Below are 19,933 nucleotides of genomic sequence, written 5' to 3'. Positions count from 1 at the left end.
AGGACACCGGCGTGCCTGTCCGGGTATTAAGATCACTAAAGCGTGGGGAAAAGAAGTATACAGGGACAAGCCGTCAGCGTGCCGGCTTACCTTGCTGCAGGCCGCAGTGGTTTGTCCGGCAGCAAGAACAGTAACGGGAATAAAGAAAAGAATAGCAGGCAGCAGACAAGACAACAGGCATACTCTTCGGTTCAGCGTAAAGTTTCTTTTCATAGGCACGAAACCAGGGGGCTAAATTGTATCCGTACGGCAGATAAGCACCTCTTAAAATAACAAACCAAGCGCTGTTATTTCAAGAGGTACCTAAATGAAACAATGGGACTCATTTTGTAAAGACAGTATAATAGCGATTTCGGTTTGTTAACGAAATGCAAAAGCTTGGTGTCGCTTCAGGCATTTCCCCGTCTTCTTCCGCGTCAAAAATCGAAAAGCAGGAACAGGACCGGTGGTAACTTCACCTAAGTCAGGCTAAACCCGCCTGTAAAGGTTAAAGGCCACCCGAAGGGCAGCCCTTGCTATAGCAATAACACCTCGTTATTTCAGGAGCTCCAGCTTGCGGGCAACCGCACCTTTGTCGGTATATACCCGTATAGTGTACACGCCCGGACCCATACTGCCGAGAGTAAGCATGTGCTTGTCCCTGCTATCGGCAGCTGCACGATAGACGATCTGCCCCAGCACATTATATACTTCGACCTTCTCCATTTTCAGACTACTCTTATTGAGAATGGTCGCTGTGGATTTGGCAGGGTTCGGGAAAACGGTCATCTCATCATTACTTACATTCAGCTGGTTGATGCCTACGATATGAGCTGATGTGGAATCGATCACGAAACCACAGCTGCTGCTCATGCGCAGCACTACTGTATAGTTAGCCTGGCCCATGGCATAGGCATGTACCGGCGACTGCTGGAAACTGTGCGGCGACCCATCGCCAAAGTCCCATTCGTAACCAATGACATTCTGCGGATTCATGGCGGTAAAGCGGAAAGTATTCACCCCGTTATTGCTGATGTTGATACCGTCGATAGCCGGCAGCTCACCCGACATATTCACAATAATGGTATCGGATTTAATGCAGCCCAGGTTGTTGGTCACAAATACATTGTAGGTCCCGGCGGTATTGACATCCAGCATCTGCCCGGTAGATCCGTTGCTCCAGAAATAGCTGACGCCGCCGTTGCCGGCATCCAGGGACAGCGCTGTACCGTTACATACCGAAGTATCATTGCCCAGGTTCACCACCGGGTTCTTACGCAGCGTTACATTGATCGTATCGCTGGTAGCGCAGGTATATTGATTCGTTACGGTAACATGGTACCGGCCGGTTTCCACCACTGCGCGTACGCGGCTTGCGGAACCGTTATCCCACCGGTATTGCGGGGTATCGGGCTGCAGACCGGCATCGAGCACGGTGGCTTCACCGGCATCGATACATTTATTGATGTCCGGCCCCAGGTCAACAACGGGCTTTGGATAAATGCTGGCGACAACGAGCCGGCGAGCCGGCTCACAGCGGTTGTTGTAGCCGATAATGAATTTGGGCCTTTGAGAAAGCGTACCATAAACAGAAGTATTACCGCAGATAGTAGCTGGTGTTACGCCATCCGTGCGCTGATAAGCGGTGGCTGCATAGCTCAGGATATCGTAACGTACCGAATTGCTGGTACCGCCGCTGTTGTTGTTGCTGTAGCAGGTCTGGATCACCAGGTTGCTGGTACCGTCCCAGGTGTAGGGATTGTCAAAGGTAAGCGTGTTCACGCCGGCTGTTGTCGTCACATCGGCTGCTGCCCGTACCTCGGTCATATTGGGCTGCCAGGTGGTGGTCAGCACATTGGCCGTGGTCTGTCCCGCACTTACGGCGAAGGATTTGTAGGTAAACCCGGATATAACAACATCCAGCCCCACGGAGGTGATCCTGGCGCCGGCGGGAATGCCCGAAGCCAGCAGCTCTGCAGCCAGGATCAGGTATTGGTTCTTCTGCCCGCCATAAGCATGATGGAAAGGCGATACATAGCCTGTAGCCGTTGCAGCGCCCGTGCCGATAGTAATATCGCCTGAAGCACCGCCGCCATTTGCCGTTACATAGTAATTGGTGGTCGCACCCAGGTAGGGCGTAACAAAAGTAGCGCCCGTACCTACCGGCGTGCCTCCGGCCGGGGCATCATACCACACCGGCGTACTGTTGCCGCCGGTAACAGCAGCAAGGCTAACATGACCCGGACCGCAATGAAAACTATCTGTGGTACTGATGATAGTCGGATTGGTTACCACTATATATTTCACCGGATTTTCGCATACAGAGGAGCCGGCGCGGATCAGGGCGCGGTAATAACGGTTCTGCCCGAAAGAAAGGCTGGGCGTAGTATAGCCGGGACCGGTCGCCCCGCCAATATCGGCATAGCCGGTGCTGGCGCCGGGTATGGAGTCCTGCCATTGAATGGCGCCGGGCGCATAGCCGGCAATGGGGGCCAGCGACAGGGTTGTCGCGCCGCTGGTACAGATCGTATCGGGAAGCCCCTTTATGGCAACATTGCCCGGCTGCACCCAAAGCGTCACGGTATCGGCAAAAGTACAGCCTGTGGCCGAGGCAGGGTTTCCGGCCATCAGGTAATAGATCTGCGGGCCGGCAGTGGAAGTTTTCAGGTAGATCGTCTGCGCACTGCCGCCGGTATAGGGAACGGTGCCTGCCGCATCTGTATAAAGATTGGTCTGCGGGCTCCAGGAATAGCCGGAGTAAGGCGGCGATGGCGGGGTGAGCGCAATAGCGCCAACGCTGTTGTTACAGATTACCTCAGGGAAAGTCCGGACTACCGGTGTGCTGGCATTGATGGTTGCTGTTACCGGTACCCGCGGGCCTTCGCAGGTAGCAGATACCTGCCAGTTGTAAAAATAATAATGCGCCGAGCTGTTGATCGATCCGCCACCGAGGCCTGCAGTAATATTACCGACGGTACCGATAGGTAACGGATAGCTCCAGCCGGAGATAGGATTGTCGCGGATAATGCTCCCGGTACGGGCGCTGTCTACCAGGCGGTAACCGGTGCCCGGGCTCACATTAAAGTTAAGAGGCAGTACAGCAGGTGTGGCGCCACCGGCCACCGTGGTTCCTGTACCGATGGGCAGTGCAAAGGGCCCTGCAGTCTGTAAAGTAACACCGGCACTATTCTTCAGCAGCACATAAGTAGAACCGGCGGTCGTGCTGGTAGGATATACCTCCACCGATTGTATTGTAAAGGGCTGTGCCGCATCGAAGATCATTCCGTAGTTGACGCTGAAGGAAAGGCCGGTCGATGAGCCCTGGGGCGCAGGCCGGCCGGCAGTAATGCCGGTAGCCGCAGAAGCAGCCACGGCATAGTAAGTAGTGTTCTGTGTAAGATAGCCGGTAGTATAGCTGCTGCCGGTAGCCAGCGGGGCGCCGCCTGTAGCATCCTGGTACCAGCGGATACCAGCGCTGCCGGCGGGCGGCGTTACTGCAAGGGTTACCATGCCCGGGCCACAGCGGGTGCCGTTGATCGCTACCGGCGATCCGGGGTCAGTTACCACCACCTGCGGCGTATTGTCTGAAACCCATATAGGCGTGGCACCGCCATTGCACAGTACTTTGCAACGGAAATAGCGGCTGCTGGTGATATTGGAAGCCGTATAGAGAGGTGTTGTCAATACCGGGCCGATATTGGTCCAGCCCAAAGTGCCATTCACCGACCATTCCCATTGGTAGGTGAGGCCGGTAGCCACGGGCAGAGCAGCCACAACATTGAGGCTTACTGTACCACCGATACTACAAATGGTGGTTGGCGCAGCGGTAGCAGCCGTAGCTGCAGGCCACGAGGTAATGGTATTGCAGGCAGGCGGCGGGGTAAACCGGAAGATCTGCCCGGTAGCAGGCCGCGTGGATATATCGGTTGTAAAGGTAGTAGAAGAAGCAGTAGCCGCAGCGCTGGCATTATTCAGCGTCAGGTAAGTGGGCGTAGCCGCGCCGTCAGCGATGCCTATGGTTGCTCCGCTGGCTCCGGAGGGATTGCCTCCATTGGCTTCCTGACGGTAGCAGAACTCAATCACATTGGTCGACTCATACAGCTTTACCTGGTAGGAAATGTTCACTGCGCCGAGCCGGTACCACTGCCAGTTTTTCCATTGTATGATAAAAACGCGGTTGGGCGCTGTGCCTGTCGTTACGTAAGCAGCGGTAGCAGCACTGTCGGCGTTGCCCCGGTGATCGTCCCATAGCGGCATCAATGCCGGCTTTACATCGCTGGCACCGGAGCCGGTAAGGTTACTCAGTGTGTTACCATAAGCCGTCGATGTTGTCGCTGCATTGAAGCTGAGCCAGCCGTTGGTACAGGCAACAACATCGGTATAGCCGATACCACAGTAATTAAAGATGAAGCCGATGGGCAGCGCCGCGCTGCTCACATCATCGCCCAGAAAAGAACTGGGTAGCACGGTAGCGCCGGTGGTACCGGTAATATCCGTAAATGTTCCGGCCACCGCAGTATGGCTGTAGGAAGACGCAGGGATCTGCGCATAGACCGACGACCAACCCAGCAGGAGGAGCTGGGTCAGCAATGAAGAGGTTATCCTTTTGAAGGATAGATTTTTATTCATTAGTTGGTTGGTTTGTGGCAAATCCCCGGACCACAATTACATATAATATGTAAACAAACCACTACCAGACGCTTCCCTTTAGTAGCGTGATCCAGGTTTTTACCCGTACTAATTGCTGGTTTAAGCCTTAAAATTAATGGTAAACGGGCTAAAATCAGGAAGAAATTAACCTTTGGCAGAAAAAGGTAACAATGAAAAAGAGCCTCCCAAGCGCATATGAGATGCTTTTTGAAGGTAAAAGAAAAGCGTATATAAAAAAAGAGGCAGCTTAACGCTGCCTCTCTTAAATATTTACACTTGCCAAGTGCCTAGCGGATCACTTCAAGCTTCCGGGCAAGCCTGCCTTTATCGGTGGAGATTACCATATGGTAAATACCATTGGCCCATGAGGAAACATCGATCGTTTGCTTGTTGCCTGCAGGCAGATTCAGCACCCGCTGACCGGTAAGGGTATAGATGTCGATCTGGCTGATGACAACATTGTTGCTGGCATTAACGGTTACATAATCCTTGCCCGGGTTGGGATAAAGCCTGATCTCTTTTTGCAAAGCAGAATGGCTGCCGATACCGGTAGGCGTACCCACCAGCACCACGCTTTCCGATTTGATCTCACCACAGTCATTGGATAGCGTAAGGGTAACGGTGTACTCACCCGGAGTCGTATAAGGATGGATAACCTGGGTAGGTAAGCCGGTACCGGTTACCGGCGTGGAACCATCGCCGAAATCCCACTCATAGGCGCTGATGTTCTGTGCGCCGATTACATTAAACGTAAACGAGTTGTCCCCATTGTCAACAATAGCAATGGAGTTCACCAGGGGATTGGGGTGCAGAGAAACCGCCACCGTATCACGGTCGAAGCAGCCCAGCGTATTCTGGACTTTCACACTGTAGCTACCTGCAGCGCCTACAGTAATGAAGGAGTCGAGGCTGCCGGTGCTCCAGATATAGATGGGATCATAGGGGAAAGAACCTGCATCAAAGGTAACAGATCCGCCCTGGCATATCGTGGTATCCCTGGGCGAAAGGTGCACGTCCACACCTTGCAGCACAGCCGCAGCCGATGCTTTTAGCGTATCATCCGAATGATCCGCGTCAGTGGTAGCATTCGGCATATCAGTCCAGGCTACGATCTGAAGAGGTGTAGTGGAGGGAAACAGCACATTGCCCAGCACCACGGTCACACTGTCCTTATAGTTGGCCAGGGTCGAAGGCAGCGTCACGGCAGGCTGCACCACGCCATCAACCGACCAGTTGATATTGGCCGAATTCAGCGCATTGGAACCCAGGTTGATCACGCTTACCGAAACCTCCTTCATCGAATTGGAACAGAAGGGCGTAGCATCAGGACTGATGAGGCTGCCGACACCGGCGTTGTTGGGTGGCGCAGGAGGCTGCAGGGTCACCTTATAATCGTGGCACTCTCCATAAGAAGCATTGTTACAGGGATCGATGCTGGTAGCGCTTGAGGTATAGACCAGCCTTACCCGCATACGGGTAACGCCTGCAGTAGCCGTCAGCGGCACAGCTACTGTGATCGCGCCGGTGCTCGTATTGCTGATCGCATTCAACGTGGCCACCACTTCGGTAGATTCGAATGTACCATTGTGGTTGAAGTCGATCCACACTTTCACCGATTCGCTGGCATAGGCATAGCTGGTGGTTACATTACCATTATACGAATTGCCCATGATCAGTATCGCGCTCATATTCGGCGCGGTGGAAGTGGTATAGTCCTGGTAGCCTGTCGAGGGGCAGGGATTATTCAGATTGTTGATCATGGTACCGGCAGCACCGTTCAGGATCATGTCTTTAATGTCGTCGCCCGAAGAACAGTTGTAGGTATAAGTCGGAGTACAATAGGTCTGGGCAGCCGCTTCCTGTGCCAGAGCGAAGAAGGAAACGCCCAGCAGCAGGTTTTTGAAAACGCGTTTCGAAGCTGCCGTGTTGCAGTAAATTCTTTTCATGCACAAATGATTTTAGGATTATTGACTGGGGTAATGGAAATAAACCCCTTCATCGCCATATGTCGATGAAGGGGTCTGTAGAAGATAATTATCTGAGTATTTCCAGTTTGCGGGCAACAGTTCCCTTATCGGTGTACACCTGGATAGTATAAACACCTGAAGCCATGCCGCTTAACGAAAGCGTATGCTTGTCTTTGCTGTCGGCAGCCGCGTGGTAGACCACCTGACCCAGCACATTGTACACTTCTATTTTCTCCATCTTCAGGTTGCCCTTGTTGAGGATAGTAGCCGTGGCTTTAGCCGGGTTGGGATAAACGGTCATTTCATCGTTGCCTACGTTCAGCTGGTGAATACCTACGATATGGGCGGATGTGGAATCAGTGTAGAAACCACAGCTGCTGCTCAGGCGAAGCACCACGATATAGTTGGCCGGGTTAACGTCGTAGCTATGGGTGGGCGATTGCTGGAAGCTGTGTGGCGATCCGTCACCGAAATCCCAGTCATAGCCGATCACATTCTGCGGGTTCATCGCGGTGAAATGGAAAGTATTCACCCCATTATTGGTAATGTTGATGCCATCGATAGTCGGCAGCTCGCCTACCATATTCACCTGTATTGTGTCCGACTTGATACAACCCTGGTTGTTGGTCACAAATACATTGTAGGTACCGGGACTGTTTACATTCAGCACCCGGTTGGTAGAGCCGGTGCTCCAGAAATAGCTGATGCCGTCTCCGCCGGCGTCCAGGGGCAGCACAGCGCCGTTACAAACGGTGGTATCATTACCCAGGTTCACTACAGGATTCTCGCGCAGCGTCACATTGATGGTATCGCTCTTTACGCAGGTATACTGGTTGGTTACCTTCACATAATACTGGCCGGTTGTGCTTACAGCGCGCACCTGGCTCACGGAGCCATTATCCCACAGGAACTGGGGCATATTGGGCTGCACACCGGCATCCAGCACCTTGATCGCACCGGAATCCACGCACTCGTTGATATCAGCGCCCAGGTCTACATCAGGTACCGGACGGATAAAGGCTGTAACGGCTTGCCTGGGCGAACGGCATCCGCCCAGCATAGTCAGACGGATATTAGGCCTGGTCGAAGAGCTGTAAACACCTCCCGGGGCAGTACAGTTATTGGCGCCATTGCTGGAAACATAGTAATAGAGCGCAGGAGCGGAATTGTATTTCACATTCACATAGCCGTAATTGCTGGTCGGATTGGTGCTGCATTCTTCCAGTATAATATTCGAGCTGCCATCCCAGAAGAAAGGACTCTGAAGCGTATGGGTATTGACCGCATTGGCTGTGGGATTGTAATTGGTAGTCGTGTACACCTGCTGCATACCGGTATTGAAGGTAGCGCCGAGCGTAGCCGTGCTGGCCACCTGCTTCATGCTGTAGGTGAGCGTCGCGATCGATATGGAACCCGACTTGGTTGTCACTTCAAAGCCAAGCTCGGTAATGAGGCCTGGAGAGAAGCCCGCAGCCTGCATCTCGGAGCCTTTGATCATCCACTGCACTTTGTTGGCGGCATTGTACACGGCAAAATAAGGCAGGTATCCCCAATAGGTAGCGTTGGTTCCCGTACCGATAAAGGTAGGCGCGGGCTGGATAGCACCTGTACCCGACTCAGCATAATAGGTAGTCGTCGCGCCGAGGTAAGGCGTGGTCCAGGGACTTCCCCCGCCGATAGGTGTGTTATCGGTAGCGTTGGCATACCACCTTACATTACCATATCCGCCGGCAGTTGCTTGTAAAGTTACGGTACCTGGTCCGCAATTGAAGCTGTCGGTCCAGCTGGTCAGGGTCGGATTGGCCACTACGATCAGCTTAACGGGGGCTTCGCAATTGACGCCCGGGGTGTTGGACTTGATCAGGGCTTTGAAGTAACGGTTGGCAGACAATGCAGGCGTAACATAGGTAATGCCTGTCGCACCAGGGATATCAGTATAGGTGATATTGTCGTTCGACTGCTGCCATTGTATCCCGTTGGGTGCATAATCTGCTGAAGGCACCAGCTTAAGCGTAGTACTGCCCGAAGGAGCACATACGGTATCGGGAATCGCGCTGATGCTCACAGAATCAGGCTGTACCCAGGTACGCACGGTATCGGCGAAAGCACAGTTGGGCGCTGCAGCGTTGGTTGCATAAAGCGCAAACTGGCGGGCGCCTGCAGTAGAGGATTTAAAATAAACGGTAGGCGCATTGCTGCCGGCCACATAAGGAGTGGTAGCAGCAGCGTTGGTATACAGCTCAGCGGCCGGAGTCCAGGCATAATTGGAATACTGACCTACAGGCGAAGTTACCTGGAAGCTGCCTATAGCCCCGCTACAAACGATAGCCGGAGCAGTTTTGGTGAGCGCAGGAGGTGCCGTGACGGTCGCCTGTACGGCTACCCTCGGGCCCTGGCAGGCCGTATTGTAGTTAAATTTGAACTGGGGGCGGGTATTCTCCGGCGTACCATTGTTTGACGGCCCTGCGCAGATCACTGAAGGCGGCTGACTATCCTGGTAGGCATAGTGAGTGGCCGGGAAGGTCGTATTGTCGTAACGGATGTTGGAATAAGGATTGGAAGTAGTCGCATTGCTCCAGCAGGTTTCGATCAGGAGGCTGCCCCCTGTATAAGTATAAGGTGCTGTAAGCGTAAAGGTGTTGATACCGACAGTAGTCGTATAGTTGACAGGGCCGAATACAGCGCTTGCGCCTACTTCAAATGTAGAAGACAGCGAAGTAACGGTAGTACTGTTCAGGCTTAAGGTAAAGCCGTTATAAGTTCCGGTACCATTGGCATTGTCTACGCTGATGGAATTGATCGCATCGCCGGGCATGATGCCAGCCGCGATCATTTCCGATTCACGGATCAGGTACTGGTGCTTGTAGCCACCCCAGCCGCCGGCGAAGATCGTCAGGTACTGGAAGGAAGGCACCAGGGCGCCTGCGCCTACTGTGGCATTTGCCGGAGCCGGCGGCGTACCGGCAGTCACGTAGAAATTCCGGGTAGCGGTAATGTACGGTGTGGTAAAAGCAGTACCGGTGCCCAGCGGCGCGCCGCCGGTAGCAGCATCATACCAGCGCAGCGTGGTTCCGGAAGCGCCGGTGGCCGACAGGTTCACAGTACCGGGACCACAGCGGGAACCGGGTGTGCCGGTGGGCGAACCCGGATTGGATACAACAACGGCACTGGATGCGGAGGAGGTGAGCACTGTACTTGTATTACACAATACCACACACTTGAAAAAAGTGTTTGCGGCAGTCAGTGTTCCTGTAGTGTAAGTAGGCGTTGTGGTCACAGCGCCGGGAATATCGGTATAAGTACCACCGGCTGTAGGGCTGGATTGCCATTTGTACGTGATCCCGCTGGCAGCAGGCATCGGTGTTGCCGGGTTAAAGGTAAGCGTGGTGGGACCTGAAATACAGATGTTAGCCGGGAAGGCCGTAAGGGTACCGCTGGAGGGCAACGTCAGGGTATTACAGGGCGGGAATACATAATCGAACCCAATGTAAGGCCTGCGGTAATTGCTCGAGCCCAGGGTTGCCGGCAAGGTGCCCGAAGTATTGTAAGTATACTTGGTTGTATTGCTGTTGCTGGTATTCACGCAGGGAGAGGTGTACTCATAAGACCAGTTGATCGTATTGCTGGCTGTGGTGTTCTGGTATTCTACGAATACCGCCAGGTTTTGCGTACCGCCGGCATAAGGGAAAGGCGTGCTGAGCGGAAAATTTTTCCAGCCAGTTGTAGTGCCTACAATAGTTGCAGGGTTACCGTCATATACCAGGCTGGCTGTAGCAATCTCCGTTGCCCAGGTGAGCGCACCGGCGCCGAAGTCCGCATTGGTCACCTGCTTCAGGTATATTTTGCAATTGGGCGTACCCAGCATGGCATTGCCCGCCGAAGCCCGGTTGAAATAAATGTTGTTGATAGTGGAACCGGCAATAGAAGCCAGCTGCGAAGCAGGATAGATGTAGGCAAAGCGGCTCGTAGCGTTGGTGGTCGATGAAGAATACATCGGACCATAGGTAGTGGACGTGGTGGAAGAGGGAGGACCTCCGGAGCAAAAGGGCACAATAAATCCGGGCTGTGCCATTGCGGGCGAGAACATACAAAGCAGGAGCAAAGCCATTGCTGCCTTTGTTTTGTACCGTTGCCAAACATGTTTCAGTGTACTTGTTTTCTGCATAATTTCTGTTTTATTGTTTCAACAATAGTGTTACGAATTTAAAATATTATTTTATCATTAACGAATGATTTACGGAGATATTTATGCGCAAAAACTAGTAAAATAGGCACCTTTTATCACATTAATAATGTTCATTATTCATATATGATCCTGACTATGAATCAGATTGGTAAGTAAATAAAAAGCTCCGGGACAAAAATCCCGGAGCTTTCACAATATATTTTCTTATTCTTACTTTATTATTTCCAGTTTGCGGGCTACCGTTCCTTTATCGGTATACACCTGGATGGTATAAACACCCGAAGCCATGCCGCTTAAAGCAAGTGTATGCTTATCCTTGCTGTCGGCTGCTGCACGATAGACCACCTGGCCCAGCACATTGTACACTTCTATTTTCTCCATCTTCAGGTTGCCTTTGTTGAGGATAGTAGCCGTGGCTTTAGCCGGGTTGGGATAAACGGTCATTTCATCGTTGCCTACGTTCAGCTGGTGAATACCTACGATATGGGCGGATGTGGAATCGGTATAGAAACCGCAGCTGCTGCTCATGCGCAACACGACAATATAGTCGGCCGCACCGGGAGCATAAGTATGTGTCGGCGATTGCTGGAAGCTGTGCGGCGAGCCGTCGCCGAAATCCCAGTCATAGCCGATCACATTCTGCGGGTTCATCGCCGTAAAGTGGAACGTATTCACACCGTTATTGGTAATGTTCACACCATCGATGCTTGGCAGCTCACCAGCCATTGTCACTACTATGGTATCCGATTTGATACAGCCCTGGTTGTTGGTCACAAACACGTTGTAGCTGCCGGGAGTATTCACATTGATCACCTGGCTGGTAGCGCCGTTGCTCCAGAAATAGCTGATGCCGTTGCTGCCGGCATTCAAAGGCAGCAACACACCATTACATACCGAAGTGTCGTTGCCCAGGTTCACTACAGGGTTAGCACGCAGCGTAACATTGATGGTATCACTTTTTGCACAGGTGTACTGATTGGTTACTTTTACATAATACTGCCCGCTTTCGCTTACGGCACGTACCTGGCTGGCCGAACCGTTATCCCACAGGAATTGAGGGGTATTGGGCTGCACACCGGCATCCAGCACTTTAATCGCACCGGCATCCACACACTCGTTGATATCGGGACCGAGGTCAACATTGGGTACAGGATGAATGTAAGCGATCACTTCCTGGCGGGGCGACTCACAACGGTTGTCGTACCCGATATAGAATTTAGGACGTTGGTTGTAGTTGGCCGATGAACTGGGAGAAGTCGCAGCGCACATATTCGCAGGAGTAATATCGTCTATCTGACCACGGCGCGATGCGGCATAGGTAGTATTGTCATAACGGACCGTGCTTCCGGTAGCGTTAAATACGCCGGGGCCGTTGCTCCAGCAAGTCTGGATCAGCAGGTTGCCGCCTGTCCATACAAAGCCTGGAGTCGCGTCAAAAACGAAAGTATTGATGCCGGGGCTGGTCGTATGGTTGGCTGCAAGCCTTGCCGGCACTACGCCGGTCTCATACGAAGTGGGCAGAGCATTGGTTGTGGTATTCTTCAGGTAGATCGCAAAGCCGGGATAGGTGGTGCTGCCGACAACAATATCGAGACCAAGAGAGCTCAGGCGGGCGCCTACCGGTATGCCTGCTGCAGTCAGCTCTGCTGCGCGGATCAGGTATTGGTGCTTGCTGCCGCCCCAGCCGGAAGAGAAAGGCGTTACGCTCTGGGTAGCGCTCACCAGGGCACCCGCTCCTATAGCCGGAGTACCCTGGCTGCCCCCGCCGCTGGAGGCCAGGTAGTAGCTGGTGGTAGTGGCCAGATAAGGTGTTACAAAGGGAGAGCCGCTGCCGACAGGTGTGGTGCCGGTGGGGGAATCATACCATACGGCGGCTCCGTTACCACCGGTTACCGCGGTAAGCGTTACCGGGCCGGGACCGCAATGGAAGCTGTCCGGCGCGCTGATGATGGTTGGATTGGCGATCACCACATATTTGACAGGGGTTTCGCAGATAGCCGAACCGGCGCGGATCTGTGCACGGTAATAGCGGTTCTGCCCGAAGTAAAGGCTGGGCGTGGTATAAGCAGGATTGGTTGCACCGGCAATATCGGCAAAGCTGGTGCTGGTGCCTGGTATAGAATCCTGCCATTGGATGGTGCCTGGCGCATAGCCAGCTACAGTATCCAGCGACAAGGTACTAGTACCGCTCACGCATATGGTATCGGGCATTCCTTTAATGGTGACAGCCCCCGGCTGTACCCACACTTTTACAGTATCTGCAAATGTACAGCCGGTAGGCACATTGGGATTGCCGGCCATCATATAATAGGTCTGGGTGCCTACATTGGTTGTTTTCAGGTATACCGTTGTTGCTGAGCCGCCGGTATAAGGTGTTGTAGCGGTGGCATTGGTATACAGGTTGGTCTGCGGACTCCAGTTGTAGCTGGGGTAAGCAGGTGTGGGCGGCGTTAAGGTAATGGTCGCTATGCTGTTATTGCATACTACCGCAGGAAAAGTTTTGGCCACGGCCGTGCTGCTATTGATCGTCGCCGTTACCGGTACTCTCGGGCCTTCGCAGGCAGCAGATACCTGCCAGTTATAAAAATAATAATGGGTTGTAGTGCTGATACCGCCTGCCGCAAGACCCGAGGTAATGTTACCTACCGTACCGATTGGCAGCGGATAGGTCCAGCCCGAGATTGGATTATCGCGGATAATGCTTCCTGTACGGGCGCTGTCCACCAGGCGAAGGCCGGTGCCCGGGCTTACACTCAGGTTCACGGGAAGAGATACAGGTGTGGCGCCGCCGGTCACTGTAGTGCCAGTGCCGATAGGCAGTACAAAGGGCCCTGCAGTCTGCAGGGTAACGCCGGCGCTGTTCTTCAGCAGCACATAGGTTGAGCCTGCAGTAGCGCTGGTTGGGTAAACATCTACCGACTGGAGCGTAAAGGGCTGTGTCGCGTTAAAGACCATACCGTAGTCGTTGCTGAAGGTAAAACCGGTAGAAGAGCCCTGGGGCGCCGGCCGGCCGGCGGTAATACTGGTTGGCGTCGAGGCCGCTACAGCATAGTAAGTGGTATTGGCAGTCAGGTAAGGCGTCGTATAAGTATTGCCTGTGCCCAGTATGGCGCCGCCGGTGGCGTTCTGATACCAGCGGATGGTTGCGCTTCCTGCCGGCGGGGTGACACCCAGGCTTACTACGCCGGGACCGCAACGGCTGCCATTGATCGCCGTAGCGGAACCGGGATTGGTCACGACCACCTGGATACTGTTGGAGGTCCAGACGGGTGTCGTGCCGCCGCTGCAGAATACACGGCAGCGGAAATAACGGGTGCTGGTCACACCGGTAGCCGTATAAGGCGGTGCGCTGAGCGAGCCGCTTAGGGCGCCCCAGTTCGCAGTGCCATTGGCCGAGGTATCCCATTGATAGGAAAGACCACTGACGACAGGCAGCGCTACAGCCGGGAGATTGAGGCTGACCACGCCGCTGGACACGCATACGGGATTAGGCGAGGCTATTGGTGTTACAGCTACGGGCCAGGTGGTCACCGAAGAGCAGGGCGGCGGTGGCGTGAACCGGTAGATCTGCCCGGTAGCCGGCCTGGTCTGAATATCAGTAGTGAACGTAGTAGAGGAAGCAGTAGGCGTAGCAGTGGCATTGTTCAGCGACAGGTACGTAGGTGTGGCTGCACCGTCACCGATACCAATAGTACATCCACTGGAACCACTGGGTGTACCGGCGCTGGCTTCCTGGCGATAAATGTACTCGATCACATTGGTGGTTTCATAGAGCTTTACCTGGTAGGAAATATTAACGGCGCCGTTCCAGTACCATTTCCAGCTTTTCCATTGAAAAGTAAAAACCTGGTTGGGCGAAGTGCCGGTCACCAGGTAACTGGCATTGCCTGCATTACCGTTCAGATCGTCCCAGAGCGGCATCAGCAGCAGCTTGATCGTAGCCAGGTTAGCGGTTGTGTTTTCCCGCATGGTCCCGGAGCTGGTCGTGCCGCCACCAAAGGTGAGCCAGCCGTTGGAATTAGCCCGCAGGCTGGTATAAGTGTTTCCACAATAAATAAAGTTGAATCCGATATTGATCACGGCGCTTTGCACATCATCATCCTGGACAGAGGTTACCGCGGTTCCGCCGGTAATCTCAGTAAAGGTTCCAGCCTGGGAGGAAAAAATATAAGAGCTGGCCGGGATCTGGGCATGCAAGGGGTAGCATACGCCTAAGAGCAGAAGAGCCAGCATCAGGGGCGCCAGCGAACGGCTCCATTTCACAGTAAATACTTTTTTCATAAACGGGGCGCTTAATAAATGGATAAAGAATCAGTCATGACTAAAAAGTGATTTCAGGACCAGGCACAGATATCCCGCAACGGTAACCTCCGCCTGGTAGAAAAGACAGGCAAAAGCCTGAAATTCGTTGGTTAATTTTTGGTTAATTTTAACTAAATTTTAAAAATAAAAAGTGTGCTCCTCTTCAGGAACACACTTTTAAGAACATAAAAATGTCCTATACTATCTCAGAATTTCTATCTTTCTGACGATCACTCCTTTATTGGTTCGGATCTGTACCTGGTACATTCCGGGCGCAAAAGCCGACAGATCGATATCGTGGGAAGCTCTGTCCTGTGCTTTTCTTTCATACAAAGTCTGTCCCAGCATTGTGTTCACGATCACTTGCTCCATTACCAGCCTACCTTTATTACGGATGTGGATCGTATGCTGCGCCGGGTTGGGATACAAGGCCAGCTCGTCTGGGCCTACCCGGATCTTCTCAATGCCCACAGTATTCGCCGATTGCGTATCGACGATCGAACCACAGCTGCTGAACAGCTCCAGCATAACCCTGTACACGCCTTCGGCAGCATAGGTGTGCGTGGGTTCGGGATCGGTAGACTCCGGTGTTCCGTCGCCGAAGTTCCAGCGGTAGGCCACTACATTTACCGGGTCAATAGCAGCAAAGGTATAAGTCAGCAGGCCGTCGTTGCTTACGCTGATGCCGTCGTAAGCTGGCAATTGCCCGCTCATGCTCACTGTGATCGTATCCCGGACAGAGCAGCCGTCGGCGCTGGTTACGATTACCGCATAAGTTCCCGGCTCTTCCACCAGCAATTGCTGCTGGTCGCTGCCGGTATTCCAGAAGTAATCCGTACCGGTAGGCCCCGCATCCAGCGTTAAGGTTGCTTCCTCGCAGATCGTCGTATCGTTGCCCAGCTCAACCACCGGCGATTCCAGCAGCGTAATGTTCACAGTATCCGACTGGCGGCAGCCAAAAGTATTGATGGCCGTCACATAGTAGGTTCCGGATGCGTCGATCTCACGTGTTTGCCCGGTCGAAGCATCATCCCAAAGGTAGCTGCTGCCGGGATTACCCGCATCCAGGGTAGCTGTCTGCTCTGCATCGCCACAGATCGAGGCATCGTTGCCGAGATTCACATCCGGCACGGGATAGATCATCGCCACAACCTCTTCCCTGCTGCTTTCACAGGGTGAGCGCATGCCAAACTGGATATTGGGGCGCGATGTGGTCGTATACCCGGTACCGGGACTGGAACAGCTGTTGGCAGCATTGGAATAGAGGTAGTGCACCGATGTAAAGGGAAGAGCTGAGGTATAGCGCACGGCAGTTGTGCCCGTAGGCGGCGCCGTATTCTGGTAGCAGGTTTCAACAATGATATCGTCGATTCCGTTCCAGGGGAAAGGTACTGGGAGCACGAACTGGTTTACCGACAGGGGCGTGATCACATAGCCGGCAGTGGTAAATACCGGCGTCATACCGGGCTCCCAGGTGGTGGTCAGCCCGCTGAAGGTACCGGCTTTCAGCTTGACGGTAAAGTCGGTAAGCGGTGTTGTCGTTGCTGAAGACAATACATCAAAGCCGATAGAGGTGATCTCCCCCGCATTGAAGCCCAGCGCCTGCAATTCCGAAGCTTTCACCAGATATTGCACTTTGGTCGACTGGTAGCTGGCATAGAAGGGCGAGTACGAGCTGGTCGTAGTGCCGGTACCATTGCCGACAAAAGAAGGCAGGGGCTGCGCCGAGCCGATATCCGCCGCAACATAGTAGCTGGTGTTGGTGCTCAGGAAAGGCGTATTGAAAGGGTTGCCGGTACCTACAGGCACTGTAGCCGTCGGGCTGTCGTACCATTTCACGTTGGCATTGGCCGATGCCGTTGCATAAAGCGCTACGGAACCCGGACCACAGCTACCTGTATCCGGCGCAGAAACGATCTGCGGGTCAGCTACAGAAATTTTCAGGGAGTCAGTATAGCAATAGTCGACGCCACCGGCGATGCGCACCCGGTACCAGGCATCCGCAGTAAGACCCGCCGCTACATAGCGTATGGTATCCGTGTTCAGGATATCATTCCAGGCAGTGCCGTTGGCAGAATGCTGCCACAGCAGCTGTCCCGGAGTATAACCCGTGCCGGGTGCGAGCGACAGGTAGGCATTGCTGCCGAGACAGATCGTATCCAGGTTGGAAGCAAGGCTGAAAGCAGCAGGCTGTACTGTTGCCGTTAGGGTATCGTTGCCGTTTTCGATATCTGCAGCACCATTGGGCAAATAGGTCCATGCCTTTATCGTTGCCGGCGCACCCGCCGGAAAATTGGCAACGCCCAGGATCACGGTATCGATGCTGGGGCCCGCAGGATTGGTCAGCGGCACCAGGAGTGTATTGTGGGTTGCAGGAGGCTGGGCCACGCCATTCACTTCCCAGCGCACCTGCACGGAATTGATATCGTTGGACCCGCCGTTAACGATCGCTACCTTCACTTGCTGCTGCCCGGCGCAAAAGCTGCCCGATGGCGTTACCAGGGCTATAGTTCCGGCATTGTTGACACCAGTAACCGGTATCTCAAACGCACCAACCATGGGCGCCGGCGGGCGCGGCCGACCCAGGATATCGGCCGGCACTACAGCGGTCAGGTCCTCTCCGGAAGCAAACAAGGCATAGTTACCCGGCGTCAGGTCTCCGGCGGCAACATTGACGAATTGCGGATCGACCGACGGCGAACCTATTTCCAGCGTGGGATAGGCTGCCTGGAAAGCCGCCTGGGTAGCATAGGCTGTGGTATAATAGCCGTAATTCTGTGCTCCGGACTGGCTGGAATTGACATAAATATTGTTGTGCTGAGCGTCGGCTATGCTGGCCGCCGCGCTGTAATAAAAGCCGTATTTGGTACCGCCGGTACCGCCAGTGATGTTGATCATGTTGTTCTTGATCACGACATCGGTATTGGTACCCGAGGCATAAATACCGTAGTTCGTGGACGTGCCGGTCAGCACCTGATCTATATTGACCGTATTGTGATAGGCCTTGGTATAAGCGGCAGAGCTCAGGTAAAGGCCGTAGATAATACCATTGGAAGTAAGATTATACACCGCATTATTGTAAACCAGGCTGCCATTACCACTGGTGGCATCGCCCAGGAGATATAAGGCATAAGTGCTGCCGGTGCCGGACGATCCTGCTGCAGCCGGATCGTGCAGCCGGTTGCCCGCGATCAGGGTTCCCGGCGTCGTACCGGTGGTATAGATACCGTAGAAAGTAGTCGTACTGGTCTTGGTGGTCCGGTTCAAATCATTATTGAGGATACGGGTGCCGGTAGCGCCGTTTACATAAATACCATAATAATAGAAGTTCTCAATACGGTTGCCTTCGATAGTGTTGCTGTCGCATGCGCCGGCCAGGGGCAAGGCATAGTAAGGCCCTCCTGCTCCGGTAGGTCCTTTCAGGTAGTTGTGACCGATATAGCAGCGTGAGCCGTTGCTGCCGGTGCTGGTAGCCGAAGTATTTGATGCGGAAAAACAGATACCGCTCGAATTGGCTGATGAGGTAGCTGTAATACCGCCCAGGTCGAACGTGCAGCGGGTAATGCTGTCCCAGGCGGCGTTCTGGGTAATGAGCGCCGCCCATCCGTAATCGGGGGCCAGCGTTTTGAAGTTAAGGCTGTCGACAGTAACATAACGCGTGCCGGAGAAGGTCAGCATTTGCCGGTTGGTACTGGTATTGGCAAACTGTACCGTAGCGCCGTTACCATTGAAACGGATCGTATTGACGGCGCTCGTCCCCCCGATAGCGCCGAAGGAGAGGGTCTCTCCATAAGGCGTCGCAGGATTGACATTAAAAACCACAGGCCCTGCAATGCCGCAGCTCAGGGCAGCGATGGCATCGGCAAAGGAGTTAAAGTTGGCGCCGGCGGTGGGCAGGGCGTTATCAATGGTATACGTCCCTCCGGGAAAAGCGGGGTTAACCACAACCTGTACCGGGGTGCTGTACACCGGGGCATTGGCGCCGCACACGATCCTGGCACGATACCAGGCGGTAGCGGTAGCGGTGATGGTGAGGTTGGAAGAAGCACCGGCTGCCCCCAGGCTGGTAGGTACAAAAGGCGTATTGGTGGGCGAACGCTCCCATTCATAAGTTTGTCCCGACCCGGTGGAGTTGCCGGTTAAAGACAGCTGGATGCTGGTGCCCGTGCAAAGGCTGCCGGCAGGCGCCACCTGGGCTGTACCTGGCGTTGGCGGATTAACGCAGGGCGGCGCCGGTGTAATTTCAAGGCCCAGATCGCTCCAGGTGCTTGATAAAGTGCCCGTCGCCGCCGTATTGGAAGAGGTGCTGTATAGCCTTTTATTGGAAGATGAGGTATTATAGCAGGTTATCCCACCCGTTTTGGCGGAATAAGAGATCTCCACGACCAGGGATTGCGTATTGTCATAAGGGAAGGGGGTTGGCAGTACGATTTCAAACCAGCCGCCGGAGGTCGCGGCCCCCGTTACCGTAAAGGAGGGTGCAGAAAGAGCGGACACGGCGCCGGTAAGAAAAGTAGTATTGGGAAAAACAGTGAGGTTGTTTTGAAGAAAGGCGATATTGAAATTGGTATAGGTACCGGTGCTCGCTGCAGTAGAATTCCTCAGGTATATTTTGCTGATCAGCCCTGGTGGCGGGGGAATATTAAAATCGCCAGGCAGGTAAATCTGCTGCGATCGCATTGCTGTACTGTTGAGCGGGATGGTGCTGGTGGTTGTTCCGGTTCCCTTATAGTAAGGTGGTGTTTGCGCAAAGGACAAGAGCACCTGCGTGACCATAAGAGAAAGGAGTAGCCATTTTTTCATAAGCTTATTGGTTTTAGAGACGTACGGAGCCTCAGGGGCTCCGGCA

The 19,933-nt window shown here is 53.8% G+C and carries 5 protein-coding genes; all 5 read right to left on the bottom strand.

Translation table 11 applies throughout. The features are described 5' to 3' along the window. Nucleotides 1-534: 534 nt before the first annotated feature. Complete coding sequence (locus DZC79_RS05945; RefSeq protein WP_118950642.1) at nt 535-4,608, bottom strand: Ig-like domain-containing protein; 4,074 nt, start codon at nt 4,606-4,608, stop codon at nt 535-537. Nucleotides 4,609-4,916: 308 nt separating this feature from the next. Then, a complete protein-coding gene (locus DZC79_RS05940; RefSeq protein ID WP_118950641.1) occupies nt 4,917-6,575 on the bottom strand; it encodes a GEVED domain-containing protein in 1,659 nt (552 codons plus the stop codon). Nucleotides 6,576-6,663: 88 nt separating this feature from the next. After that, the gene (locus tag DZC79_RS05935; protein WP_157976955.1) at nt 6,664-10,704 is read right to left on the bottom strand and encodes an Ig-like domain-containing protein; all 4,041 of its coding nucleotides are present in this window, start codon (nt 10,702-10,704) and stop codon (nt 6,664-6,666) included. A 288-nt stretch (nt 10,705-10,992) separates the two neighbouring features. Next, a complete protein-coding gene (locus tag DZC79_RS21955) occupies nt 10,993-15,063 on the bottom strand; it encodes an Ig-like domain-containing protein (RefSeq protein ID WP_118950639.1) in 4,071 nt (1,356 codons plus the stop codon). Between the two features lie 222 nt (nt 15,064-15,285). Continuing rightward, nucleotides 15,286-19,887, bottom strand: coding sequence for a PKD domain-containing protein (locus DZC79_RS05925; RefSeq protein WP_118950638.1), 4,602 nt, complete (start codon nt 19,885-19,887; stop codon nt 15,286-15,288). Between the last annotated feature and the right edge of the window lie 46 nt (nt 19,888-19,933).

The sequence above is a fragment of the Taibaiella helva genome, assembly GCF_003545695.1.
Classification (GTDB): domain Bacteria; phylum Bacteroidota; class Bacteroidia; order Chitinophagales; family Chitinophagaceae; genus Taibaiella; species Taibaiella helva.
The sequence above is the reverse complement of the archived record's forward strand: the minus strand, read 5'-3'. Positions and strand labels throughout refer to the sequence as shown.